Origin of the sequence: Paenibacillus sp. FSL R7-0026, assembly GCF_038004485.1 — a bacterium.
GTDB lineage: Bacteria > Bacillota > Bacilli > Paenibacillales > Paenibacillaceae > Paenibacillus > Paenibacillus xylanexedens_A.
The window spans coordinates 459,938-484,437 of sequence record NZ_JBBORG010000001.1 but is presented as its reverse complement, the minus strand read 5'-3'; the positions used below and the strand labels follow the sequence as shown (position 1 = coordinate 484,437).

At 47.6% G+C, this 24,500-nt stretch carries 25 protein-coding genes; 8 read left to right on the top strand and 17 right to left on the bottom strand.

Annotated elements, in window-relative coordinates:
* Window positions 1-23: 23 nt before the first annotated feature.
* The 6 genes from MKY44_RS02340 to MKY44_RS02315 form a co-directional block, all read right to left on the bottom strand.
* On the bottom strand, window positions 24-2,510 hold the full coding sequence (locus MKY44_RS02340; RefSeq protein WP_341009765.1) for a heavy metal translocating P-type ATPase: 2,487 nt from the start codon (window positions 2,508-2,510) through the stop codon (window positions 24-26).
* Between the two features lie 217 nt (window positions 2,511-2,727).
* Complete coding sequence (locus tag MKY44_RS02335; protein WP_017691004.1) at window positions 2,728-2,928, bottom strand: copper ion binding protein; 201 nt, start codon at window positions 2,926-2,928, stop codon at window positions 2,728-2,730.
* A gap of 59 nt (window positions 2,929-2,987) precedes the next feature.
* A complete protein-coding gene (locus MKY44_RS02330; RefSeq protein ID WP_341009764.1) occupies window positions 2,988-3,386 on the bottom strand; it encodes a metal-sensitive transcriptional regulator in 399 nt (132 codons plus the stop codon).
* Window positions 3,387-3,509: 123 nt separating this feature from the next.
* Window positions 3,510-3,998 (bottom strand): GNAT family N-acetyltransferase, encoded by a 489-nt coding sequence (locus tag MKY44_RS02325; protein ID WP_341005893.1) that lies wholly within the window; start codon window positions 3,996-3,998, stop codon window positions 3,510-3,512.
* 123 nt (window positions 3,999-4,121) lie between these two features.
* Complete coding sequence (locus tag MKY44_RS02320) at window positions 4,122-4,307, bottom strand: hypothetical protein (protein ID WP_017691007.1); 186 nt, start codon at window positions 4,305-4,307, stop codon at window positions 4,122-4,124.
* 169 nt (window positions 4,308-4,476) lie between these two features.
* Entirely contained in the window at window positions 4,477-4,695 is a 219-nt protein-coding gene (locus MKY44_RS02315) for a hypothetical protein (protein ID WP_341005892.1), read from the bottom strand.
* 135 nt (window positions 4,696-4,830) lie between these two features.
* On the opposite strand from MKY44_RS02315, the gene MKY44_RS02310 reads away from it, so the two are divergent.
* Window positions 4,831-5,016, top strand: coding sequence for an Arc family DNA-binding protein (locus tag MKY44_RS02310; RefSeq protein WP_341005891.1), 186 nt, complete (start codon window positions 4,831-4,833; stop codon window positions 5,014-5,016).
* Between the two features lie 65 nt (window positions 5,017-5,081).
* Here the strand turns inward: MKY44_RS02310 and MKY44_RS02305 are convergent, their stop codons facing one another.
* From MKY44_RS02305 to MKY44_RS02275, 7 genes are all read right to left on the bottom strand, one after another.
* On the bottom strand, window positions 5,082-5,693 hold the full coding sequence (locus tag MKY44_RS02305) for a hypothetical protein (RefSeq protein ID WP_341005890.1): 612 nt from the start codon (window positions 5,691-5,693) through the stop codon (window positions 5,082-5,084).
* A 255-nt stretch (window positions 5,694-5,948) separates the two neighbouring features.
* Window positions 5,949-6,707, bottom strand: coding sequence for a nucleoside phosphorylase (locus tag MKY44_RS02300; protein ID WP_341005889.1), 759 nt, complete (start codon window positions 6,705-6,707; stop codon window positions 5,949-5,951).
* A 1-nt stretch (window position 6,708) separates the two neighbouring features.
* Window positions 6,709-7,380, bottom strand: coding sequence for a sulfite oxidase-like oxidoreductase (locus tag MKY44_RS02295; RefSeq protein ID WP_341005888.1), 672 nt, complete (start codon window positions 7,378-7,380; stop codon window positions 6,709-6,711).
* A gap of 47 nt (window positions 7,381-7,427) precedes the next feature.
* On the bottom strand, window positions 7,428-8,351 hold the full coding sequence (locus MKY44_RS02290; protein WP_076332630.1) for an ABC transporter permease: 924 nt from the start codon (window positions 8,349-8,351) through the stop codon (window positions 7,428-7,430).
* Complete coding sequence (locus tag MKY44_RS02285) at window positions 8,335-9,402, bottom strand: ABC transporter permease (protein ID WP_062837193.1); 1,068 nt, start codon at window positions 9,400-9,402, stop codon at window positions 8,335-8,337. The genes MKY44_RS02290 and MKY44_RS02285 overlap by 17 nt, the downstream gene beginning before the upstream one ends.
* The gene (locus tag MKY44_RS02280) at window positions 9,399-10,898 is read right to left on the bottom strand and encodes an ABC transporter ATP-binding protein (RefSeq protein WP_341005887.1); all 1,500 of its coding nucleotides are present in this window, start codon (window positions 10,896-10,898) and stop codon (window positions 9,399-9,401) included. Before MKY44_RS02280 ends, MKY44_RS02285 begins: the two co-directional genes overlap by 4 nt.
* A 230-nt stretch (window positions 10,899-11,128) precedes the next feature.
* Complete coding sequence (locus MKY44_RS02275; protein ID WP_017691014.1) at window positions 11,129-12,160, bottom strand: BMP family lipoprotein; 1,032 nt, start codon at window positions 12,158-12,160, stop codon at window positions 11,129-11,131.
* Window positions 12,161-12,436: 276 nt separating this feature from the next.
* Here MKY44_RS02275 and MKY44_RS02270 point away from each other — a divergent pair, with 276 nt between their 5' ends.
* The 3 genes from MKY44_RS02270 to MKY44_RS02260 all read left to right on the top strand — a co-directional run bounded on the left by MKY44_RS02270 (window position 12,437) and on the right by MKY44_RS02260 (window position 16,833).
* Window positions 12,437-13,858: a hypothetical protein gene (locus MKY44_RS02270; protein WP_341005886.1), complete on the top strand. Its 1,422-nt coding sequence runs from the start codon at window positions 12,437-12,439 to the stop codon at window positions 13,856-13,858.
* A gap of 242 nt (window positions 13,859-14,100) precedes the next feature.
* Window positions 14,101-14,691: a DUF5317 domain-containing protein gene (locus MKY44_RS02265; protein WP_338590296.1), complete on the top strand. Its 591-nt coding sequence runs from the start codon at window positions 14,101-14,103 to the stop codon at window positions 14,689-14,691.
* A 309-nt stretch (window positions 14,692-15,000) separates the two neighbouring features.
* Window positions 15,001-16,833 (top strand): bifunctional diguanylate cyclase/phosphohydrolase, encoded by a 1,833-nt coding sequence (locus tag MKY44_RS02260; RefSeq protein ID WP_341005885.1) that lies wholly within the window; start codon window positions 15,001-15,003, stop codon window positions 16,831-16,833.
* Between the two features lie 115 nt (window positions 16,834-16,948).
* Here MKY44_RS02260 and MKY44_RS02255 read toward each other — a convergent pair whose 3' ends face one another.
* Window positions 16,949-17,116 carry a hypothetical protein gene (locus tag MKY44_RS02255; protein ID WP_017691019.1) on the bottom strand — a complete coding sequence of 56 codons (168 nt, stop codon included), beginning with the start codon at window positions 17,114-17,116 and terminating at the stop codon, window positions 16,949-16,951.
* A 316-nt stretch (window positions 17,117-17,432) separates the two neighbouring features.
* Between MKY44_RS02255 and MKY44_RS02250 the strand changes: the two genes are divergently transcribed.
* The 4 genes from MKY44_RS02250 (at window position 17,433) to MKY44_RS02235 (ending at window position 22,030) form a co-directional block, all read left to right on the top strand.
* Complete coding sequence (locus tag MKY44_RS02250; protein ID WP_341005884.1) at window positions 17,433-18,263, top strand: sensor histidine kinase; 831 nt, start codon at window positions 17,433-17,435, stop codon at window positions 18,261-18,263.
* 1 nt (window position 18,264) lies between these two features.
* A complete protein-coding gene (locus tag MKY44_RS02245; RefSeq protein ID WP_036616682.1) occupies window positions 18,265-18,921 on the top strand; it encodes a response regulator in 657 nt (218 codons plus the stop codon).
* Window positions 18,922-19,128: 207 nt separating this feature from the next.
* Window positions 19,129-20,844: a copper resistance CopC/CopD family protein gene (locus MKY44_RS02240; RefSeq protein WP_341005883.1), complete on the top strand. Its 1,716-nt coding sequence runs from the start codon at window positions 19,129-19,131 to the stop codon at window positions 20,842-20,844.
* Between the two features lie 424 nt (window positions 20,845-21,268).
* Window positions 21,269-22,030, top strand: a complete 762-nt coding sequence (locus MKY44_RS02235; protein WP_341005882.1) for a YcnI family copper-binding membrane protein — start codon at window positions 21,269-21,271, stop codon at window positions 22,028-22,030.
* Window positions 22,031-22,262: 232 nt separating this feature from the next.
* Here MKY44_RS02235 and MKY44_RS02230 read toward each other — a convergent pair whose 3' ends face one another.
* Genes MKY44_RS02230 through MKY44_RS02220 form a run of 3 tightly spaced genes read right to left on the bottom strand, consistent with a single transcriptional unit; the run spans window position 22,263 to window position 24,224 of the window.
* Complete coding sequence (locus MKY44_RS02230) at window positions 22,263-22,535, bottom strand: hypothetical protein (protein WP_017691024.1); 273 nt, start codon at window positions 22,533-22,535, stop codon at window positions 22,263-22,265.
* Window positions 22,536-22,586: 51 nt separating this feature from the next.
* Entirely contained in the window at window positions 22,587-23,927 is a 1,341-nt protein-coding gene (locus MKY44_RS02225) for a hypothetical protein (RefSeq protein WP_341005881.1), read from the bottom strand.
* A 15-nt stretch (window positions 23,928-23,942) separates the two neighbouring features.
* The gene (locus MKY44_RS02220) at window positions 23,943-24,224 is read right to left on the bottom strand and encodes a hypothetical protein (protein WP_091038121.1); all 282 of its coding nucleotides are present in this window, start codon (window positions 24,222-24,224) and stop codon (window positions 23,943-23,945) included.
* Window positions 24,225-24,500 lie beyond the last annotated feature (276 nt).

The following is a 24,500-nucleotide window of genomic DNA, read 5'->3' as shown; positions in this document are numbered from 1 at the left end:
ATATATCTCCAAACAAAGGTCGGTCAGTCATTTCTCTTCAACTTCATACGTTGCAGACGCAGGGAATTCAGGACAACCGATAAGGAGCTGAACGCCATCGCCGCCCCTGCCAGCCATGGAGCCAAGAAGCCAACTGCTGCAATGGGAATACCAATAACGTTGTATCCAAGTGCCCAGAACAGGTTTTGTTTGATGTTACCCATCGTGCGCCGGCTCATCTCTATCGCATCTGCAATGCTGTTCAGATCACCACGCATCAACGTAATATCGGCCGCTTCCATCGCTACATCCGTTCCTGTCCCAATGGCCATCCCAATATCAGCAGTAGCAAGTGCCGGAGCATCATTAATGCCGTCACCTACCATCGCAACTTTCAGGCCACTCTCCTGAAGTTTCTTCACTTCCGCAGCCTTGCCTTCCGGCAGCACCTCAGCCAGAACTTTACCGATCCCTGCTTGTTCTGCTACAGCGCGAGCAGTCCGCTCATTGTCTCCCGTGATCATGATGACATCGATCCCCATCGCCTGAAGACGACCGATGGCTTCACGAGAGGTATCCTTGATGGTGTCAGCCACAGCCACGATCCCTGCCCACTGACCATCCACCGCTACCAGCATCGCTGTACGCCCTTGTTCCTCCAGACGGTTCATCTGTTGAACGGTTTCTTCAGAGACATTCACCTGTGCATCCGCAAGTAAACGACGCGTGCCGACCAGAATTTCTTGCCCTTTTAATGAGGCTCGCACGCCATATCCCGGTATGTTCTCGAACTTCTCTGTTGGGGTCAGCTCCAGACCCTTGGCACGAATACCTGCAACAATCGCTTCTGCCAGCGGATGCTCGGAACTCTGTTCGGCCGCTCCCACTCGCTCAAGCAGATCAGATTCCGTCCGATTCGGAGCCGTGATAACATCGGTAAGGACCGGTTTACCTTGGGTTACTGTACCTGTTTTGTCGAGCACTACGGTCTGAATCTGTTGTGCCGATTCCAGATGTTCGCCGCCCTTGAACAGAATGCCATATTCAGCCGCACGTCCTGATCCAGCCATGACAGAAGTCGGCGTTGCCAGCCCTAGTGCACATGGACAAGCAATGACAAGCACGGCAATCGCTTTTTCAAGGGAACCAGCGAAGTCACCTGGACTTGCAAACAGATACCAGATCAGGAATGTCAGCGCGGCAATACCCACGACAATGGGAACAAATATGCCTGAAATGACATCTGCAATCCGTTGGATCGGTGCTTTGGAGCCCTGAGCTTGCTCGACTACTTTAATGATCTGGGACAAAGCCGTGTCCGATCCCACTCGGGTCGCACGTAGTCGTAATACCCCGTTTTTGTTTAGCGTAGCACCTGTAACGGGATCTCCCGGCTTTTTATCCACGGGAAGGCTCTCTCCACTTAGCATGGATTCGTCCACAGAGGATTGTCCCTCTTCAACGATACCATCCACCGGGATACTGTCCCCCGGCTTCACCAGGATCAGATCACCCACCGCAACATATGCGGCTGGAACCATAACTTCCTGTCCATCACGGATGACACGGGCTTCACGTGGAGCCAGTTCAATCAGGCTTTTGATCGCCTGTGAAGAGCGACCTTTCGCCACAGCTTCGAACCATTTTCCCAGTAAAATTAACGTAATCAGAATTGCACTTGTCTCATAATAGAGTTCTACCGAAGGCATGGCGGCTGTGCTCGTTCCCATTGCCCCATGATCCATCGTTGTAGAAGGCAAGTAACCACTCGATAACGTCAGATAGAGACTGTAGAAAAACGCTGCACTGGTACCCAATGCGACGAGAACGTCCATATTCGCGCTACCGTTGCGTAGTGCTTTGTACGCCCCCACATAGAACTGCCACCCAATCACGAACTGTACCGGCGTTGCCAGAATCAGCTGGAACCAAGGGTTCATGAACAGATCTGGGACATAGATTCCGGATGTGAACGAGAAATGTCCGACCATTGCCCACAGCAAAGGAATCGATAACAACGCAGAGATCATCCATTTCCACTTTTTGCGTTGCAGCTCACGTTCACGAACCGATGTGGTCTCTTCTTGCGTCAATTGCAGTTCAGCACCGTAGCCCATCTGCTTGATCTTGGCGGTAATATCCGAAGGTTTCAATGCACCAGCGGCATATTCGATATGCCCTGTTTCCAGCGCCAGATTCACATTCGCCTGAGATACCCCCGGTAGTCGGGAAAGACCTTTTTCAATCCGGGCAGAACAGGCAGCACACGTCATCCCCGTAATGTTCAGATCAACCGATTCGGACACCGTCCCGTAACCAAGCGCCTCTACTTTATCCCGCAACGCATTCACGTTGGTTGTCTTCGGATCATAAGATACGGTTGCCTGTTCGATGGCAAGATTCACATTGGCCTGATGCACCCCTTCCATACGGGACAAGCCCTTCTCCACTCGTGTCGAACATGCAGCACAAGTCATGCCCGTGATGTGCAGTGTTGCCTTCAGTCCTGGTGCTTCTGCCATAGGTGGCATTGGTGTAAGTTCGGATGATCTATCCATTGGTTTATTCGTTGAGTTATCCATCATGTCAGCTCCTTTCATGTCGATTCAATTTATTGTATGTTGCATCCATTATACCCCCAAGGGGTATATATCAGACAGAAAATTAGGCTTAAACCTGACTCTTGGAAAAAGGTACTCTGACCTCTTTTTCGCCCATGAGCATGTTCGGTTTAAGCCTGTGATCCCGTTAGACTACATCGTATCCCTGATCTTCAATGGCAGCTTTGATCTGATCCACGTTCACCGTCTGCTCATCATATTCCACCGCTACTGTTCCCGCTGCCAGATCAACCTTACCACTCGCTCCGGTATTCTTCACAGCTTCTTCAACTGATTTCACGCAGTGATTGCAAGACATTCCCGTAACGTTCAATGTAACATTAGACATTCTAAATTCCTCCTTGGGGTATATTAAAATGATAAATTAAATAGGTGAATTGATTCAGCTTACTTCATTAACTTCCGCATCGTAACCAGCAGTTCATCCACAACCTCATGTTCACCAGCCTGAATACGCTCAACGATACAGCTCTTCATATGGCCTTCAAGCAAAAGCTTGCCTACGGAATTCAGAGCAGACTGAGCCGCCGCAATCTGCGTCAGCACATCATCACAGTACGTATCCTTCTCGATCAATCCCTTGATCCCGCGAATCTGTCCTTCCACACGGTTCAAACGAGAAACCAGGTTACCCTTCATCTCCTGTGAATGATGACTCTTGCGCACATGCTTTCCATCACTGCCCTCGGCATGACAGGATACCGCTTCTTGGACTGTAGCCAAAGCTTCCGTTGAATCTGACTTGGAGGATTGCAAAGGTTCCTCGGGATGGCTCTGATGATCCATCATGAACACCCCTTTTCTTTCGTTCTTTTCTAAGAGTAACATACCCCATGGGGGTATTCAATAGTATTCTGATATTTTGTTAAAAATGGATGAATCCTTCCTAATTAAATAGAGCGATGCATCTTACAAGGTATACTCCATCCTGCTGCTGCGGACGACCAGACCCATCTGTTCATAGAAAGTCTGTGCGCCAGAGTTAAACGTCGACACGGACAATTCCACGCTGTCTGCCTGAAGCTCTCTCCCTAGCTCGATGAATGCTTGTAGTAACCGTTTGCCTGTTCCTTGGCCCCGATGTTTGGTATCCACTACAAGTTCATGGATGTACAACATCTTGCGATCCACCATCAATGGGTTATCCTGAATTACACTCAACTGCGCACTCCCGTAACCCAGAATCAAACCCGTTTCCGAAGACTCGGCAACATACAGGTAACGCTTGTCCGTTTCCAGCAGTTCGGTGAACTCCTTTTCCTCCATTCTCGTCTCTAACGCTCTGTATAGATCGGGCCGCCCCTCGACATGCATCTGGTGCAACTCATCCATCAACAATGACACACCAGAGTAGTCCCTCATTTCTGCCTTTCTGATGTTAATCGTACCAGTACTCATCCCCATCACTCTTTCATCCACTGAATTTTACATTATTATACAACCAAAAAGCAGATACCATAAGGGTACCTGCTTCGCTAAATTTATCTTCATTCCATCAAGCCCATAGAATGCTCATGTTGTTTATTTTTTCGAAGAAGCATTTCCTTCATTAAAAGCAACAGGTGATGGCTTCGCTGCCCATTCGTCCGCCTGCGGCTCAATGTCTACTCCGCTTAAAATCTTCTTTTTCTCCATCAAGGAATCCCCGTCTTCATCCAGCTTGTTGCGAATTTCCGCCTCATCCTGAGGTTGATTGTTCTGTGTCATCGTAGAGTCCTCCCTTTTTCGTATTCATGGTTGATGTTCCTTTATATAACGTGCCCACTTTCTGCATTATCATTCTCAGCGAGGATCAGGCCGTCCCCAAGTTATGTGTTATTTGACGTAAACATTAACTTTATTAAGCTAAATCCATCTCTAAACCCTTGCTCGTACTTTACTGACTCTGCTGTACCTGAAGAAGGGTTATTACATTACAATAGTCCAAAAATAAAACCATCCCCTCTGGCTTAACATATTCACATAGCTCCATAAATAAACGATCACTTTCTTGACTCAATCTTTTATATTCTTTTGAATTATAAATCACAAGATTTCCGATACTCTCCATACGAAGAGCTTTGAACTGGTTAAATATTTCTTCGAAATCCTCCATGATCCCCTCCAAAAAAGTGACGTCACTATGAATATAAATATTAGAGTGACATCACTTAGATGTCAATATGATTGTATATTGAATTATTTTGTAATGATACAATATGAACATTACTTTTTGAGGAGATTTTATTTCATGGCTACAGATAAAAGAGTCTTTACACTTAGGCTGCGAGAAAAGAATTTTGAGAAAATTAAAGTGATTGCGGACAAAAACAAACGATCTATCGCAATGCAAATTGAGTATCTTATTGAACAACATATTGAAGAATTTGAGAAAGAACAAGGTGTTATTTCCCCAAATACACATAATGACGTATAGATTTTGCGCCCTTAGTACATGCGCATCATCCATACGTCATTTTTCATGATGTATCCTGTTCCCCGTTAATCGAAATCAACCTGTTTATCCAAAATGATTTCCTCTACTTTGTATTCCATCTCCGGTATTGAGGGAATCAAGGAGAATCGAACGTTTTCCAGAGAAGAAGGAAGAGCAGGAACCACTCGGAAACTAATTTGCGTCTCCCCACCTCCTCCACGACTGCCATGTCTCATAGTGATATGTCTCTGTTCGCTGAATATTTCCAGAGCCAAATGTGGAACCATTTGTATACGCTCAGCTTCATTCCCCTTATATTGAATCTCCACAAATACAAGGCTTTCGCCTTCATATTGCATCGAATGCGTGATCATATACTCACACGAATCTTTGATCATTTTCTTCATAATTGGCACCACACTCGTCAATTGAAGAGGTTCACTTGGAAAGTAGTGTCTTTGCGGCATCGGTTGCACGCTACGGAGAACATATCGGATATCTTCCTCCTTCATATCCAGTAAGCTCACCCATTCATCGATGGTATTTTGGGGAGGTTGGTATTGGACTGCTCCAGTTATGTCCTTTCTGGCTGCAACCAGTTTCAAAAGTTGCTCATCAATCCGCTGTACCTCATCGCTGTATTCATTAGGAATTTCACGTAATTCACTCCAGCCCATATCTAATCACTCTCCTAATTTAATGACATGCCATGCAAATACAATTCGCTACTGTACCTGCATTTCCTCTTCTTTTTCAGTTTATTTAAAAAGGCTCCACTTAACTATAAACGGAAAACTTATAAGGAAAGGACGCCCCTTGGGTCATATTCATGACCTTACGGGACGCCCTTTTTATATTGTCCACCTCAAATGGACATCATCTACTGTTTTGCTTGTAACAATGAGCAAAAATGTATACTTGCCTTAACCAACCTACGCCTGATCTTGGCGAGCAAGCGCGGCTAGCGCACGTAGCGCTGCATTAATCTCGCGCTCCACCGCTTGTCCAACCGCATCCGTATGCGGATCATACTCGGCAGCCAGATCGCTGTCCGCGAATCCATCGATCGCGACAATGGCTCCGGCGCGAGCGCCACGCAGGGTGCTGACGATATAGAGCGCCGCAATTTCCATTTCAGCCGCAAGTGCTCCAGCCTGCTTGTACTTGCGGTGTGGAATCTCTTCCACGCCTGCAAAGAACGCATCCAGTGTTACGGTGATACCAACGCCCACTTTACCTGTAAATGTTGCAGCGTCCGCGCTTTCTTGCTCACGAGCAGCTTCGATCAACGCTTGTGTCACCCCAATGTCCGCTACCGCTGGGAAACCATCCGGTACCAGTTGGCGAGTCAACCCGTCTGTACGAACAGCAGCTGTACTCACAATCACACTGCCTGCCGGATAATCGGTTGTATACGATCCCGCTGTACCTACACGAATCAGAGTTGTTACACCCGCGCGAATCAATTCCTCGAAACAGACAGCTGCTCCAGGTGAACCTACACCATGGCTGACCACAGCGATCTGTACCCCTTCATACAATCCAACAAATGTACGATACTCCCGACTGAATGCCAGTTCTCTCGCCTGCTCCAGTTTACGGGAAATCTTCTCCGCACGTGCCGGATCACCACAGACGATGGCGTATGCCGGCATGTCTTCCGAATGAATCTGCAAAATAGGCATCAACATATCAATCAAACTCCTTCTTCGTCCACTCGTCTTCCGGAATCGGCAGATCTTCACCCGAGAAGCGTTGTTCCTTGAACGGATCGGCAAAATGGTGGAAACCATTCACTTCCCAGAATCCGTTACGGTCTTCGGTCATAAACTCCAGCCCACGTATCCACTTGGCACTCTTCCAGAAGTAAAGTTGTGGCACAACCATACGCAGTGGATAACCATGCTTGGGTGTTAGTGGCTCACCGTTATATTTGAATGCAAGCAGTACATCATCATGCATCAGTTCTTCGAGCGGTACATTTGTCTCATAATCGTGATCCGCATGGATCATAACGTATTTTGCCTCCGGCTTAACCCCCAGAAGCTTCACAAAATCAGAGAAGCGGATACCTTCCCACGGCGTATCAAATTTCGACCAACGGGTAACACAGTGAATATCACTCACCGTGTTCACCTGTGGCATCGCCTGCAACTCAGCCAGGGAGAACACCTTCTCCTCTTCTACTTCGCCGAATACCTTCAAGTCCCAAGTGGACAGGTCATATTCCGGCACTTCCCCTTCATGCAGAATCGGGAATTTCTCCGTCAGCATCTGTCCTGGCGGCAGCCGATCTCCGTGATCGTTACCTGTTTTGGGTGCCGGGGTTTTACTTTTTTTCAAACGTTCAGCCTTGTTATGCAAGTGGAATTCCTCCTTCTTTTACTGTCTCTAACATAGACATTCAGGAATTAACGCGAGCTTCCGCCCGCTTTCAGTGCATCCTGTGCATAAGTACGGTCTTTGAAAAAGAACATCGCGACCAGCGTCACAATATACGGCAGCATCAATGTGAAATGGGTTGGCAGGGAGAATCCTTGCAGACGAATACTCAATGCTTCCATGAAGCCAAACAGTACACTGGAGCCCATCACGCCAAGCGGATTCGCTTGCCCCAGCATCGTTGCTACCAGCGCGATAAAACCACGACCAGCAGTCATGCCTTCGGTAAACATCGTCACCTGACCGAGCGACAACTGTGCTCCAGCCAGAGCGCACAACACACCGCACATCAGAACGGCACCATACTGGATGCCGCGTACCTTGATCCCAATGCTCTGTGCTGCAATCGGGTTCTCACCAACGGAGCGCAGGCGGAATCCGGATACACTTTTGAACAGATAGAATTGCAGTCCAATCACGAGCACAATACCGAGGTAGACCAAGGGACTATGTCCCGATAATACATCGCCCACCCACGGGATGTCCTTGATTAGCGGAATATCCCACTTGGGAAGTCCCACCATGTCTTTGTCGTAGTATGCACCTTTTACATCAAAAATCGCACGCAGTGCAAAGGTCGTCACTCCCGCAGCCAGGAAGTTTAGCGAGATCCCGACCACGATGGCGTTAGCCTTGAGGTTAATACTTATAAAGGCAAAGAGCGCCGAGAATAACATCACAATAATAATGGAAAAGAGTACAGCCAACAGCACATTACCAAACAGATAATTACCGACAATGGCGGAGAACGCACCGATCAAAACCAGTCCCTCGAGACCCACGTTGAACAGACCGACACGGGAACATAAAGCCCCACCGAGCGCTGCAAGCAGGATTGGAGTCATAATCCGCAAGGTTGAGCCAAACATGGCTGCATCAAACAGTTGTTGCATTGGACTTTTTCTCCTTTCTCCGCTTCAGGAATGAATAACCGATCTGAGCTGATACAAATAACGTCAATACAGCCTGGATGACACTGCCAACTTCCAGCGGCACATCCGTATTCCGTTCCATCCCCATGGCACCTGTCTGTAACGCAGCCAGCAAAATAGCTGCTACAGCTGTACCGAGTGGATGCGAGCGGGCAAGCAGCGTTGCCATAATGCCGCTCCATGCGTAACTCGCCGATGACAATGAGCCATCAAGGAAACGGTACTGTGTACCGAGCACTTCCCCTGCACCCGCGAGTCCAGCAAGTCCACCACTAATGACCATGGACAGCATCATCATGCGAATGCGACGAACACCACCGTAGGTTGCAAAGGACGGGTTGCTGCCGAGCATACGGATTTCATAACCGGTCACCGTTTTATGTGTGAACCAATAGATCAGAATAGCCGCTACAATGGCAATGATGAAGCCGGCATGCAGTCCCATGCCCTGGAACAACTTCGGCAACCAGATACTCTGATCAATCATGGGTGTCTGCGCCATCGCTGCTGATCCAGTCCGATCCTTGAATGGATAGGAGACCATGTAGCCGCCAAAATAAATGGCAATATAGTTAAGTAGTAAGGTTGTGATCAACAAGTTCATGCCAAACCGAGCATCCAGCCAACCTGCAAACAGGGACCAGATTCCACCGGCAACAATACCAGCCACAATCGCAGCAATACACACAAACCAGCCCGGACCTGGCAGATAAAGCGCCGTGAGCGCCGCACTGAGCCCGCCAAGAATCATCTGACCTTCGGCTCCCATATTGAAAAATCCGGCACGGAATGCCAATGCTACGCCAAGTCCCGCCAAGATGATTGGTGTGGAACGAGCCAACGTATTGGTGAAGAAGTAGAAGTTGCCGAAGGCCCCTTTCCACATCTCCGCATACGTATCCACCACATTACCGCCAACGATCAGAATCGCCACAGCCCCTGCAAGCAGACCGATGAATACGGCAAGCAGCGGCTGTACGAGTCCGCGAAGTGTTTCTTTTACCCGATTCATATCCGCTCTTTCCCTCCTGCCATTAACAAGCTGATCTGTTCCTCAGTCGCTTCCTCTGCTCTCAATTCTCCGGCAATCTCGCCTTCATACATGACAATAATGCGATCAGATAATTGCAAAATTTCGGACAACTCTGATGAAACGAGCAGAATACCCGCACCCTCACTGCGTTTGCGCAGCAATTCGGCATGGATCGTCTCCATCGCTCCGATATCCACACCACGGGTCGGTTCGGCTGCAATCAGAAACGGTGTATCCTGTGCAAATTCACGGGCAGCGATCAGCTTCTGCAAGTTTCCTCCGGACAGGAACTGTGCCTTGGTCTCCGCAGAACCTGTCTTGATGCTGAACTGTTTGATCCAGCTCTCTACCATCGTTCTTGCTGCTTTGGCTTTGATAATGCCACGTGACTGCAATCGATGATGGTGTCCCATTAGCCCGTTCTCGCGAACACTCGCATCCTTGGCCGCTCCCCACATGTAACGATCTTCCGGAATATGAGCAAGTCCATTCTCCCGGATGCGCCGTACAGGCCAGTTGGTTGTATCCTGCCCGGAAAGCAAGACACGACCACTGTCAGCCTTACGAAGTCCCGCAATGACTTGAATCAATTCAGACTGGCCATTACCCGAGATGCCTGCTATACCAACAACCTCACCTTTTCGTACCTCCATGTGGATGTCCTTGAGCGCCGAACGATCCTTCGCTCCGGACAGATTGACCCCTTCCACCTGAAGCACCGCTTCCGCTGGAACCGATGGCTGCTTGTCCATACGCACAAGTTCACGACCAACCATCAGACGGGACAATTCCTCCACATGTGTATCCTTGGCTTCCAGCGTTCCAGTCACCTGACCATCCCGAAGTACCGTGATCCGGTCGGCTACATCCATGACTTCTTGCAGCTTGTGCGTGATCAGTACAAAGGTTTTGCCCAGTTTGGCGAGAGATTTCATGTTCGCCAGCAGTTCCTTCACTTCCAGCGGCGTCAACACCGCTGAAGGTTCATCCAATATAATGATGTCTGCGCCCTGATGCAGCACCTTGAGGATTTCAACACGCTGCTGCATGCCGAGCGGGCACTCGGACACTTTTTTCCACGGGTCAACCGGCATGCCATATTGTCTGCCCAGCTCGTTCACCTGAGCCGCTGCTTTTTTGCGGTCAAATGCGCCTGCCTTAGCCGGTTCACGTCCGATCACGATGTTCTCCGCCACCGAAAAGGAAGGGAACAGCATGAAATGCTGGTGCACCATGCCGATGCCACTTGCCATCGCCTGGGACGGCGTAGCAAAGCTTACCTCACGTCCACGGACTTTGATTGTGCCTGACGTGGGCTGTTCCATACCGTACAGCATACGCATCAGGGTTGTTTTACCGGCCCCGTTCTCACCAACAAGGGCATGAATCTCACCCTCACGCAAATTAAAACGGATGTCACGGTTAGCGGTGAAGCCGCCGTATTTCTTCGTAATCTGCTCCATCTCCAACAGCATATCTCGCGTTCGCTCCCCTCAGTTCAACTTAAAAAGGTTACACTCGCCACTACGATGACAGAACAACCTTCCGAACGCTGTGCTTCTTCAGGTTATTTCTGTCCTCTTCGTTATCGTGTAAACGATAAGTTGAACATATACTGGTCATTTAATAGCAGCAAAACCGGCTGCCTGATCGGGCAGCCGGCTGATCATTTCCATCACTCATTCATTGAAAAGAACAATCAAAACTATTGTTGCAATGGATCTTTGACTACGATTTTGCCGGATACGATATCATCCTTAATTGCTTTAACTTTGTCGATCACTTCTTGTCCGACAAAAGCATTCAATGGAGATTCACTATCACGTGTAACGTACGTCAGGCCTACACCGTCTTCTTTCAAACCGTAGTTAACAGCGCCTGCTTTGAAGTTGCCTTCTACAAAATCTTTCACAGTCTCATAAGCAACCGTATCGGTTGATTTCAATTGAGACAATACGATATGTTCCGGGTCTTCAACGGTACGGTCCGTATCTTGACCTGAAGTGTAGAAGCCTTTTTCTTTGGCTGCTTCGAACACGCCGAGATCACCTACAGCGGATGCGCCAGCGATGAAGTCAGCGCCTTTGCCGAATTGTACCAGTGCCAATTCTTTTGCTTTGGCCGGGTCATTAAATCCACCTACATAGTTCACGAGGAATTCTGCGTCTGGATTCACGGATTCCAATCCTGCTTTGAAACCTTCCGTATATTTCTTGATCAATGGTACATCCATTGCTGCGATCATGCCGACTTTATCTGTTTTGGTGGACAATCCAGCAGCTGCACCAAGCAGATACGCCCCTTCATATTCACGGAAACCAACGCTACGTACGTTAGGCAGATCCACTGTTGTATCTACAATTGCAAAGGACTTGTCCGGATTTTCTGCAGCAACTTTCTTCAATGCATCTTCTGCCTGGAAAGTGGCTGTAATAATCAGATCATAATTCTCGGCAACCGCAGCACGCAGATTTTGTTCAAATGCTGCCGGGTCTGTCGATTCAATCGTCTTGGTATCTACTTTGAATTCTTCGCCTGCTTTTTTGAAGCCTTCATCCATCTGTACAAAGAAAGGGTTAACCCCTATTTTTTCGGGAAGTACGAGGGCCATCCGAAGAGATTTCTCCGAATCACTGCCTTGGGCGGATTGTTCGTCTTTGGAAGCCGAATTCCCACAAGCTGCCAACAAAATAGCCAACATGATGATCGATAAGACGAACGATAAACCTCTTTTCATTTTGAAAATACCCCTTTTCAACATTCTTTTTTCTTATCCTAGCGGATACTGTCGATCCTTGTCAATAAATCTTTGAGCGTATACACTCAAATAGAATATAATTGACAACTCGCTTTCTACCAAGCTTTGGAAACCGCTCTGTATCAAGCTTTTTTTCGTTGACATCCAGCGCGTCTCCGTGCTAAAGTCAATCCAATTATTCTATTCTGATAGGAATTGTCAGAATTATAACCCAAAGCTGATCATTTTCCAACCCATCTTAAGGAGGCTATTCATTTGAAAAAAATCACCCAGATCACGTTGGCGGCCCTACTTGCCGCTCCGGTAACACTCGGCAGCCTTAGCTTGCCCGCTTCTGCTTCTGCAGCATCTGCAACTCCGGCTAAACCAACCACCTCACAAAGTGTCAAAGGACCGATAGCTCAGGCTCCAGTTGCTTACACGGAAAGCGCAGCGGATTTTGCTCAATTCTTGCAAGCGAAATACAACGTTCAATTGCCGCAACAGATTACCAAAGGTGATTTCATTCAAGCCATTGCAGCCATCACGGAAGCAACTCAAGCAAGTGACAGTGAAGCCAAAACTCCTGTCTTTACCGATCTGTCTTCTGGTGATTCTTCATATGATGCTGCCGTATCCTTATACAATAATGGGGTTCTTACGGGTACAGAAGTACGCGCCAAGGATCAACTGAGCACTTATGGGGCGGTCTTCATCGCGGTGAAAGCTGCCGGATTCAAGGAACTGGCTTATACATATCCTGCAGAGAAAACAGCCAAAGCACTTGCCAAAGTTGGCATTAACCCAAACCGTGTTCAGGGACAAGCCGCACAGGAACTGGCTGCGGCGATTGATACAGGCCTCATTCCCGAAAGCCTGTACCCCGCTCTCCTTAAGGGTGGCGTAGCAAGTAAAGATTTCGCTAATACTTTGCTTGGACGGGTACTGGTTAGTCAAGGGAAATACAAACATGAGATTGGGCGTTCCGGCGATGCGGACATCTATTCCAAACTGTATGCTGCATATCGCACAGCGGATCTGATCGAATCACCTGAGCTGAGAAAGATTGTGGATCAGGCCCTGCGAGATGATCTCGTAACAGGTTATAATCTGAAGGATAGCCGCTTTGATTCCAACTTTATCGATGAACTGACACTTACCTACGGCCACGATAATATTCAACATGCTGTACAGTTGGTTGGTTTGCTGCGTAGTGAAGGCATTGATGCTGATGTGCAATTCCAACCCAAGACATCTGCCTTCATTTATTTGAAGGAATGGGGCGAGCCAAAGGAAACGCCAGACTATAAAGTGACACAGATCGAGAACGGTAACTATATTGCTTCTGCGAAGGAATATGATATTCAGTTCGAGTTCAACAATGTGGCAGACAAAGTTCGCTTCAACGACATTGTGCTGAAATATGCCAAGAAGAACAGTGACAGTACATCGCCATTGATTCTCAGCTCCTGGTGGCAACCGCTGTATTATTCACCAACCGCATTGGCGAACTACCCTGTCATTTCCAATAATAAGATCGCGCTTGGCAATTATTATGCTCAGTCCTTCTCTCTGAAAGAGAATGCCAAAGCCATTCGGGAAGGTTTCCTGAAGCTGGCTCCTGATGCGGATATCACGACATATGACTTCTGGGTGGATCAGCCTTTCTTCAACTATCTGAACGGTGGATCTGAATAAAATAAATTCCGTCTCCAACCGAATTAAAGCTCATATTTTGGCATTATAAACATCCGTCTTTACCGAATTTTACAGGGGTTTCGACCCCTAGATTCGTAAAGGCGGTTTTTTGTTCAGCATTTTGCAAATTTCTTCTACAAAATCATTTTTCTCATGCAGGAATTACCAATATAAGGTCGAATCCTTTATGTACACAAACACGCAATCATATTGCATATCTCCGCACGAACAGGAGTTACTCCATGGTATATGACGGTATTCTACTAGGCTTGATCGTTGGATTTTTTCGGGGCGGGTTGCGGCATGGGCTCAACCAGTTTGCAGCACTCAAGCTGCGAAGTGGCTGGATTTTCCCGGTATTGTTGCTAATCCAGTTCTTTATTTTCTATCTCCAGGAACGATTCGAATGGGTGGCATCCATTAATGGTTATCTCTTTGCTGCCGTCTACATTACAGGGCTCGCTTTCCTGTGGCTCAACAGACACCATACCGGTTTCATGCTCATCTGGATTGGGGTATTTCTCAATTTTGCCGTTATGGCTGTAAACGGTGGGCGCATGCCAGTTTCTGTAGAAGCTTCTGCTGTACTGGGACCCTATTATGTAGACATGCTCAGGGAAGGCGGCGCTGTATCAAAACATTTTATGATGGATGCGTCTACACGTTTGCCTTTTCTCGGTGATATCATCCCACTCTCCAGCCCTTATCCACGGACTCAGGTCATCAGCATCGGTGATGTGGTCATGAACGTTGGCATATTCCTTTTTATCCAATACATGATGGTGAATCGGGACAAAAAGGCTGTGCAACCTGCTAAAACTCATCAGGCTTGAAGAAACAGGTAGACTCCAAGGAAGGGAGGTCTTCTCCATGAAAAAGTTTGAAGGTGTGAAATATTCCCGCATTGTCATCAACGCAATCATCGTGGCTTCTGTCGTTGTAGCATTAACTTCGGGATACAAGCTGGGCGGCTAGTATCCATACCGCCAAACAAGACAAACAGGCTGCCAGCGGCCTGTTTTTTCTTTCTGGATTTTTGGCAGGCAACTTGGTATGTTATACATCTATATAGTATATCCATATACAAGAACACCAATTATATACACATCAAGAGTAGACTAAACCCAAGCAGGAGATTTTTTATGAACTTTATTCGTAACCTTATCCATAAGGCAGATCGAAGCAGTCTGTATGTTATTTTGCTTAGTTGTACCGGGATCGGTGTTTTTCTGTACATGAACAAGTGGTCTTACCTTCATCTAACCACGGCGGATTGGGTTATGGTCTACACCATGCTGGGTGCAGCGTTAATTCTGGATTATTTCACGTTCCAGATTCCACCCAAAGGCAATCAGCAATCCATGGATTCATCGGTATACCTTGCCTGTATATTCATGTTTGGCGGAGCTTTCAGTTTGTCTGTACTGCTTCCTGTCTCCATCATCCTGTTAATCAAAGAGCGCAAGCTCACTTGGTGGAAACACATTGTCAATTTCAGCATCTACAGTCTCATGATTACGGGAGCAGCTGCCGTGTTTGAGTGGACTGGCGGGCAATCGGGAACTCTGGACGGCTATAACCTGATACCTTATTTTGCAGCACTCGCAGCCTACTTCATCATCAACACGATCACACTTGGCTTATTCTTTCATTTCTCAACAAAGGATGCATTACAGCAGATGAAGCGGGCATTCGTTACCGAATCCCTGCTGGTTTATTTATGTACGCTGATTCTGGCGCTTGTCCTGACGATTCTGGTTGTGCACAATGGCGTGCTCGGTCTGTTGTTGTATCTGAGTCTCAGTATTCTGCTCTCCCATGCATTCAAGCAGTTGTTTGTCATGTATCAGAGCATTGAGGAGAAAGCTAATACGGATCAACGCACAGGTCTGTTCAACCATAGTTATTTTGAAAGTATGTTGGAAAATGAACTCACTACCGCTCGTACGCAAGGAACACCGCTCTGTCTGGGGCTTATTGATATTGATGATTTCAAAAAGTATAACGATCGTTTTGGCCACCTTCAAGGCGACAGTCTGCTGGCCCTGCTGGGGGATTTTCTGATGCGAAAGACGGAAGGCACACCTGTTACCGCCTTTCGTTATGGAGGGGAAGAGTTTACTTTGCTCATGCCAGGCATGGAGTTGGACGAATCCTACAGGTTCATGAACAAGCTGCGTAAACAACTGAACGACACGCCATTTGAAGGCGTTGAAGTGTTTCCACACGGTTGTCTCTCCTTCTCTGCTGGCGTTGCGCCCTATCAGGTGGATATGTATAACAAATCCCAGCTTGTGGATCAGGCAGATAAAGCACTGTATTATGCGAAGAAACAGGGCAAGAACAACGTGCACCGCCACGGCAGCAATGATGGCATGGAACACGAGATTGATCTGGTACAGGACGTTCGTGACATCGAGCAGCAGCTCAATCTGTTCAGATACAAGGATATGGATACGTTTAAACATTCCAAACGGGTCTACAAATATGCACTGGATATCAGTGAATTGCTCGCACTGGACAATGCCGAGAAACGTCGTTTCGTGCTGGGAGCACTGATTCATGACATCGGAAAATTGGAGATTCCTTGGTCCATTCTGAACAAAAAGGACAAGCTCACTGCAGAAGAATGGGAAACGATCAAAGGACATGTCACTTGGGGCAAAAAAATGGTGATCACGAACGATCGCTTCGCCGATCTGATTCCGTATATTGAACTTCACCACGAGCGCTATGATGGCAAAGGCTATCCTTACGGCCTGAAGGGTAACGAGATTCCCCGGCTCTGCCGGATGCTGACCGTGATTGACTCCTTTGATGCCATGACGACAGAGCGGCCGTATCAGGAAACCAAGAACGTGGAAGAAGCGATTCGAGAGCTACGCGTATGTTCGGGTTCACAGTTCGATCCGGAGCTTGCCGAGTTGTTCATTCAATATATTGAGAAAAGAACCGCTCAGCAACAGTTGCAGTAATATAAGCCCTGAAAAAGTAAAAGCGCTATCCCCGGTCTGATCGGAGATAGCGCCATTTTCATTTTCATGGAATGAATCGTACACCAGACAACTTCATTCTCGTGCAGATTCTACATTAAGATTTGGTATTCAGCTCATGTGAGGTCTGATGCAGCTCTTTAATCATCTGCTGCAAAAACATGTTGTCTTGGCGACTGATACCGTGCTGATTGTCTTGAACAAGCATCTGATGAATGTTCTTTTTGAGCAATTCACTGCGACGTTCCAATACTTCTTGACTCATGTTGTTGCGTCACTCCTTAACATGTTTTGTAATGAATTCACGTTCTATATTAAGTATAGAGGACCTTCTCCGATAGGGAAAACGGACTCAGCCTTCCTCAGCTGGACACACCAACCCTCACCTAGCGTGACAACATTTCACCCCTTGTCGTTCTTAGATATCCTTCTAAATACTCCCTGATCCTCCCCAGCTTTCTCCAAAGACACAGACTAGGGTCTTGGACAAGCTTGCGTTATAATGATCCCATCCCTGTATAAATCCTGTATAAATAAAGTACCTAATTAAGCTAATCCTAGATCAAAGGAGTTCTGCATTCATGTCCTATAAACAAATTAAATGGATGATTCTGCTGATCCCCACATTCACAGTTGGCATCTGGGAATACATTCGCCATCAGTTTCTGATGCCGTACCTTTCGATGGATGCTGGAAACTGGTTAACACCCGTCATCGTTTACCTCGTCAGCGTGACACTGCTCAGCCGATTGTTCCACATGCTTGAAGGTGCCAGGGCTGCTCTGGAGCAGGAACGTGCAGCGAAAGCAGCGCTGGAAGCTCGTGACCAATTGGCAAGAGAACTTCACGACGGCATATCTCAGTCTCTTTTCCTGCTGTCAGTGAAGACCGATAAAGCCGGCCGTAGTCTGGCAGGGAGCGGACATGAGCATGAGATCCAGGAGATTCAAAAAACCGTGCATGAAGTCAATACATATGTAAGGCAAGCTATTGCCCAGTTGCGTTATGTTCCCTCCTCTACCGTGGCGCCCGAGATTATTTCACTGCATGCGCAGGTCGAAGTGCTCGTCAATGAAACGGTACCTGGTGCACAGATTCATTGGGACCTCAGGGGTGTAACGTTCTCTGCCAAGGAACAAGTGGAACTGCTCGCTTGTATCCGGGAGGGTTTACTGAATGTACGCAAACATGCGCAGGCTACCCGCGTTCAGGTTCACGCAGAAGGTAACCCAATTGCCTGGTTCATTTATATTCAGGATAATGGGAATGGACTAAGTGGAGATCCTCTTCATCTGAAGGATCGGTACGGACTGCGAATTACGAAGGAGCGTGCTGCCGAGATGGGTTGGTCTTTTACCCTCGATTCAAGACCGGGGCATACCCGAATGACGATAGGAAAGGAGCATACTTAATATGGAACATGTACGTGTTTTGGTTGTTGATGATCATGCGCATGCGCGTGAAGCGATCTGTAGCATTTTATCCGAGGACAGCCTGTTTGAAGTAATTGGTACAGCTTCGAATGGACAGGAAGCGCTGGAGCTCACCGGACAGTGGATGCCTGACCTGATCCTGATGGACGTGCAGATGCCGGGCATGGATGGGCTGGAAGCTACCCGTCAGATCAAGCTGCGATTCCCTTATGTTATTGTTGTTATGGTCACGGTCTCGGATGATGTGACCTTTCTGTTCGAAGCATTGAAACAAGGCGCTCAAGGTTATTTGCTCAAAAATCTAACGCCTTCCACCTGGCTGGAGTACCTGCGCGCCATCGTCAGTGACGATGCACCACTCAGTAAGGAACTGGCCTACCGGATTTTGCAGGAGTTTCCCGCACCACGCAGTGAAGATGTGCAAGATAACCCGCTAACAGCGCGGGAGCTTGAGATTCTGCAATGGGTATCCGCGGGATATACCAATCGGGAGATCGCTGATCAGCTCGGTATTTCAGACCAGACGGTGAAGAATCATCTGAAGAACATTTTGCAGAAGCTGCAGCTTGAAAACCGGGTACAACTCACCCGCTACGCGCTAGAGAGCGGGCTTGCAGGACGTAAACTTCGCAAATAAACATTGTTGCTTCGGATTCACAGGTGCGTCAGACATAGGTGAGAAATGACATAGCATTCATGCTTTTGTCACAATTATGTAGACCAAATCGTTTTTTTATAGCCCAATGTAGTCATACGCAGTCATTTTGGACAAAGTTATAATGGGTTAGATTGTGTTTAAAGGCCACGAATGACTACAAATCTATAACCTGAGGGTGATGATTTTTTGATTTTTACACGCTTTACCCTGAAATGGGGCAAACGGCACTGGGCATTGGTCACCAGCCTGTTGCTTGTGTGCTGCCTTGTTATGCCACAGTGGGCATCTGCCCATGCTTATATTGTTAAGGCTTCGCCAGGAGAAAATGAGATCCTCGTAGCTGCTCCGGAGCGGTTGACAATGGAGTTCAACGAATCCTTGCAGACGGCCTTTTATGATATCAAAATTACCGGACCTGACGGCAATCAGGCAGACGATGGAAATGTACAGATCGATGTGGATCGCCCTCATATTCTGGAGACTGGCCTGCAGACTGGACTCGGGAACGGGACTTATGCCGTTAATTGGAAAGCTGTATCTGCCGATGGACACCCGATTCAAGGAGCATATGTTTTCCATATCGGTGAACCATCCGGTTCTCCTGCCGGACTGAGTGATCTTACATCCGGTTCCGGTTCAACAGGTGGGCCGCTGAAATGGATTGTATCCCTGACAGACTGGATTCAGTATCTCGGATTGTCTGTCATTCTGGGGACACTTGCATTCTTGCTGCTGCGAATCGCACCGACATCCATGACAAGAGAACCTATGGACGTTCCGGGTAGCTACAGAATGTTATGGATCAGCTACGCTGCTGCTTCCTTTGCCGCTCTGATCAGCCTGCCACTAAATACGTTATATGAATCTGGTGTGGCTCTGGGCGAGCTAAGCTGGGGACTAATCGGAAGTGCGCTCAAGCTGACATCCTTTGGTCAGATCTGGATGTTACAGATACTCATTGTAATGCTGCTGGCCGTCACGATACTCTCTGGATATGATCGCGATCGATCCATCCGTGCTCGCATCTGGTCTTCTTACGGGTCACTCGTGCTCGTGCTTGGATGGCTGTTCACTCATGCCATGACGGGACATCCAGCTGCGGCGGATCAACGAGCTCTCGCGATTGCCATGGATTTCATACATCTGATCGGGGCAGCCTTCTGGATTGGTGCTTTAACCGCCATGGCGATATGTCTGCCTCCACTCGCCGACAAGCTACCTTCGAAGGTGCGAGGAGAAGTCTACTGGACTGCCATTCGCAGGTTTACCGCTTGGGGGATTGGCGCCGTAGCCGCTCTGGTTGCTACAGGAATATACAGCAGTCTGATTATTCTACCAGCACCTGTGCTGACCTCCTTGTTCACTACAGCCTATGGCCTTGTCCTGATCGGCAAGATCGTTCTGCTGATTGTGATGGTTCTCTTTGCATGGCGTCATGCCAGATTGGCAAGAGCAGCAACGGGAAGCAGATTATCCGGCAGCCTGAAAGCCGAACTTGCTACCGGTGCTGTCATTCTCGCTCTTGCTGCCGTACTGACACACCTGTCTCCAGGACAACCGACTGCGGTCGGACCGTATCAGGAGACAAAGACTACAGAAGACGGCTCGGCGATCACACTTCAGGTGAGTCCCAATGTAACGGGAGAGAACCAATTCGAAGTTGATGTGAAACGAGCAGATGGAAGTATCGTTAACGATCTGGAACAGATCACACTGTCACTCACACATCTGGACATGGATATGGGGATCTATGAGATCACCATTCCGAAAAACGACACCGGTGTGTACAAGGCTGAAGATTACATCTCCATGCCTGGACGTTGGAATATCAAGGTACATCTCCTGACCAAAACGTTGGATGCACTGGATGCCGAATTTGAGATCGACACCGCCAAGCCATAGTTACACAACGTTTATATTGAAAAGTGACCCAATCTAAAATTAGTGTTTCTACAAACTGCAAATGTAGTGAAGGGAATGAAATTGATTCTGGAGAAGCGAAGCTAAAAGCTTTCTGAGTCTACACGAGAACGGAGAGGACAGAAATAGCGTGAAGAAGCGAAGCGTTAGCCTAAAAGCTTTCTGAAAGAAAGCTGCTTCGGAAGCATATGCTATCCCCGGATTTTACCCTTTAAGAAAAGGGAATCAAAAAATCTGGGGATAACAGCGATCGGAGGGTTATTCTGTCATCGAAGTAGCAAGTGTAACCTGCTTTTAATCACTCGAAAGACCATTCGTAACCGAAACGGCCTTTGCAGAATATAAACACTCATTTAAGAAAATGGGCCGCATCATATATGATAAGAACTGAGAGGGGTTATTTATTTTGAAGAAAACATCATGGATTTCCAAACTAACATCCACTATCGCAACAGGTACCGCAGCATTCATGTTATTCGCCGGATTCGCGAGCGCTCATGTTACCGTTAGCCCATCCGTTGCACAGACAAGCGCATGGCAGACGTACACGATTAAGATTCCATCCGAGAAAGAACTGCCTACAACCAAAATCACCATGAAAGTTCCGGAAGGTGTTGCATTCAAGCAATATCAACCACTGGCAGGCTGGAAAATCACCACAGAGAAGAACGATTCCAATGAAGTCACATCGATCACATGGGAAGTTGATGGCGATAACGAAGGCATTCTGGCAGGACAATTCCAGCAGTTCAACTTCGTTGCACAGAACCCTAAGGCGGAAGCTGAAGTAGCTTGGGATGCCTTCCAATACTACAGTGATGGTAGCATCGTAGAATGGACAGGCCAACCAAGTGACGCCAACCCGCACAGTATCACGACTATTAGCGAAGATCCGGCTGCTGCTGATAATGCTGCGGCAGGTGGCGGACATGATAGTGCAGGTACAGAAGGAACCACTGGGGATAATGCAGCTACCGACGATAGCAAAGCAAATGATGACACCACGCTGGGCGATGCACTTAATGACACCGTTACAGGTGAGCCAAACAACACGGATACAGATCCGGGTACACTGAAGCTTCAACAAGCAACATTGATCGTATCCATTCTGGCTCTGATCCTGTCCTTCTTGGGGATTGCGTTGGCTACACGTCGCAAAAAACGTTAAGAACTAACTTACATTTTTACAAAAAAATGAGAAAAATTCAGATAACAAAGAAGCCTATGGCATACGGGATCAAACCCGATGTGCCATAGGCTTTTTAGCTATCATCATCTTGATTGGCTACCCATGTTCTTTACAATACGTGGTTAAAGCACTAATCATGCCGCTCCACATTCACACTGATATCCACGCTGATTACCATCCGCAATATGGCATCAGCCAAACCACTCTTTAGCTAGCGTTCCTGATCCGTCTGGATCATGATCTCAATGTATTGCAGCAAGCTTTTCTTCTGCTGTTCGATGGATTGAATACGTCTGGACAGGCCCGCAAAAAACTCTTCAATCTGCTGTCTTGTATGATCTGCGGACTGCCCCTTCCAATCGTTCAGGCGACTGTATAGCGCCCTCGCTTCCTGTTCATCGGCTTGCAGACGGGCAAGCAGCTGTGTCAGTTCTTTTTCCGCAATTCGAAGATCATTCAATTCCACCAGCAATTGTCCACCCACTTGCGTTCCCCTCCCCCATGTACGTGATATCGACATTAACCAACCTGGTTCCTAATTAAAATGAACCGGACTCTCGTCTGCCTGCCGGAAGGCATCTGCTTTCTCATCAATAAAGTTCAAGAACTGGCTGGTATGTTTCATATGCCATGTGCTAAGTTCTTGAATCGACGCGTCCAGTTGGGTGACAATCGGCTCCAGCCTGCGACTGCGGCTCGTATGCAGATATTGGGCCATGCGGGTTCGCACCTGATTCAGCTCCGCATTGCACTGTTGTGCATTTTGCTTCCACCGGGAAGCGACACTTTTCAGTTCTTCCGGCGTTACCTGAATTAGACCTGAAGCCGCAGCAGCCGAAGCCATACCTCCACCGCCGCCAGACTTGGAACGTAACGGACCGAAGTTCTTGCTGAACGGTCCCATGTGATCCATAAGGCGCGGTGAATAGCGGATTCTCTCTCCAGTAATCGGATCGTACAGGTCATTGGATATGTAACCATTTTTGAAATCATATTGATCCAGACTGTGATAGTTTTCCCCGCCAAATGAGTTCTTGGCCTTATCGATAATGCCCACTCCATCATTTGCATCCTCATAATTGGAATTAATGTAGAAGGTCGATCCTACATGCCGGTCATATCCTCCCAATGTTCCGCTGGCTACCAGATCACTGGGATTGGCATAGTTCACAACCTGCCCGTCAAATGCACCCGCTTCAGCCCGGCGCCGCATTTCTGGTGTCAAATTACCCATTACCGATGGTGCACTGAACGTCACGGCTGGAATTCCGGTATAAGCAGATGCATATTGTGCATTTCCCCCGCCCAAGGAATGTCCGGTCATCGAGAAATTCAGATCCTTATGCTTGTTCTGCATGTGATTTGCGTAGTCTTCGGATTGATACATCTGATTGGCCCAGCCTGTAGGGGAAACGGTTTTTTCAATATCCTTTACGCGATCACCCGTCCAGTTCTCCACGTCTCTTACCCTGTCACCAGCCCAATCCTCCACTTTGGATATGCCCGTGAAGTCCTTGACGCCTTCGACCCCTTTGTCGAGCCAATCCGGCGTAAGATTATTAACAAAATTCCCGGCTTCCTGCTGACCCTTACGAATCAATTCTCCGCCCCCAATGCGGCCATCCATGACAAAGTCAGGTACAGAGCGATCCAAGGACGCACTTCCTTCTGTACCACGATAAGCAATGACCGCTTCCTTGGTCTCGGGATTATAAAATGTTACAGCATCAAAACCGGAAAATTTGTTGCTTTCCGTCCCCTCAAGGACCTCCCATCCGGGAAGTTCCGTTAATTTGTCTCCAGCCTTTTGATCCTGGTAGGCTAGATCAGACATCGTTTTATACGTTTCATCATCAATATTGGACCCGTTACTCAATAACTACACCTCCCTTTATTTGGCGTATGGATCGTGTCCCTTGGCCATCATCACTTTCTCAATCTCAGGGCTAATGACCAGATTCTTGGTTACCTTCTTTTTGTAGTCGTACGATATGCCAAAGCTCTGATCTTCATGATCTTTCACATGCCCTTTCAGCCCAATCTGGGACACTGCCATTTCCGGCAACAACTCTTTGCTTGTAATCACAACATCCAGTTCAAACTTCTGCTTGAAGTGCTGAATTACGGTTGCTTCAGCTTCTTGGTATAGAGCTTCCTTCTCACTTGCATTCATGTTCTGACAACCTCCCAGAAATATAGTAAACACTATCATTAGTGTGAATAAACCCTTCAACCATCCTACACGTTTAATACGAATCCCCCCTCTTGGTAGAATCGAGGCATTCACTATATGTGAAGTACACCCTATTCATCTGTTACCTGCATCATAGTACAAAATCAACATGAGCCATATCGGCTAACAGGATCGTTTTCATGTAACTTTCTTCCTATATGATTCAAGTAGGACACTTTGGTGTACATTACCCACTTTCCTAATTCTTGTATCAAG

Excerpts from the sequence above, each read along its gene's own strand:
- MKY44_RS02340 (WP_341009765.1), bottom strand. The coding sequence starts at position 2,510 with ATGCCACCTATGGCAGAAGCACCAGGACTGAAGGCAACACTGCACATC.
- MKY44_RS02335 (WP_017691004.1), bottom strand. The coding sequence starts at position 2,928 with ATGTCTAATGTTACATTGAACGTTACGGGAATGTCTTGCAATCACTGC.
- MKY44_RS02330 (WP_341009764.1), bottom strand. The coding sequence starts at position 3,386 with ATGGATCATCAGAGCCATCCCGAGGAACCTTTGCAATCCTCCAAGTCA.
- MKY44_RS02325 (WP_341005893.1), bottom strand. The coding sequence starts at position 3,998 with ATGAGTACTGGTACGATTAACATCAGAAAGGCAGAAATGAGGGACTAC.
- MKY44_RS02320 (WP_017691007.1), bottom strand. The coding sequence starts at position 4,307 with ATGACACAGAACAATCAACCTCAGGATGAGGCGGAAATTCGCAACAAG.
- MKY44_RS02315 (WP_341005892.1), bottom strand. The coding sequence starts at position 4,695 with ATGGAGGATTTCGAAGAAATATTTAACCAGTTCAAAGCTCTTCGTATG.
- MKY44_RS02310 (WP_341005891.1), top strand. The coding sequence starts at position 4,831 with ATGGCTACAGATAAAAGAGTCTTTACACTTAGGCTGCGAGAAAAGAAT.
- MKY44_RS02305 (WP_341005890.1), bottom strand. The coding sequence starts at position 5,693 with ATGGGCTGGAGTGAATTACGTGAAATTCCTAATGAATACAGCGATGAG.
- MKY44_RS02300 (WP_341005889.1), bottom strand. The coding sequence starts at position 6,707 with ATGTTGATGCCTATTTTGCAGATTCATTCGGAAGACATGCCGGCATAC.
- MKY44_RS02290 (WP_076332630.1), bottom strand. The coding sequence starts at position 8,351 with ATGCAACAACTGTTTGATGCAGCCATGTTTGGCTCAACCTTGCGGATT.
- MKY44_RS02285 (WP_062837193.1), bottom strand. The coding sequence starts at position 9,402 with ATGAATCGGGTAAAAGAAACACTTCGCGGACTCGTACAGCCGCTGCTT.
- MKY44_RS02280 (WP_341005887.1), bottom strand. The coding sequence starts at position 10,898 with ATGCTGTTGGAGATGGAGCAGATTACGAAGAAATACGGCGGCTTCACC.
- MKY44_RS02275 (WP_017691014.1), bottom strand. The coding sequence starts at position 12,160 with ATGAAAAGAGGTTTATCGTTCGTCTTATCGATCATCATGTTGGCTATT.
- MKY44_RS02265 (WP_338590296.1), top strand. The coding sequence starts at position 14,101 with ATGGTATATGACGGTATTCTACTAGGCTTGATCGTTGGATTTTTTCGG.
- MKY44_RS02260 (WP_341005885.1), top strand. The coding sequence starts at position 15,001 with ATGAACTTTATTCGTAACCTTATCCATAAGGCAGATCGAAGCAGTCTG.
- MKY44_RS02255 (WP_017691019.1), bottom strand. The coding sequence starts at position 17,116 with ATGAGTCAAGAAGTATTGGAACGTCGCAGTGAATTGCTCAAAAAGAAC.
- MKY44_RS02250 (WP_341005884.1), top strand. The coding sequence starts at position 17,433 with ATGTCCTATAAACAAATTAAATGGATGATTCTGCTGATCCCCACATTC.
- MKY44_RS02245 (WP_036616682.1), top strand. The coding sequence starts at position 18,265 with ATGGAACATGTACGTGTTTTGGTTGTTGATGATCATGCGCATGCGCGT.
- MKY44_RS02220 (WP_091038121.1), bottom strand. The coding sequence starts at position 24,224 with ATGAATGCAAGTGAGAAGGAAGCTCTATACCAAGAAGCTGAAGCAACC.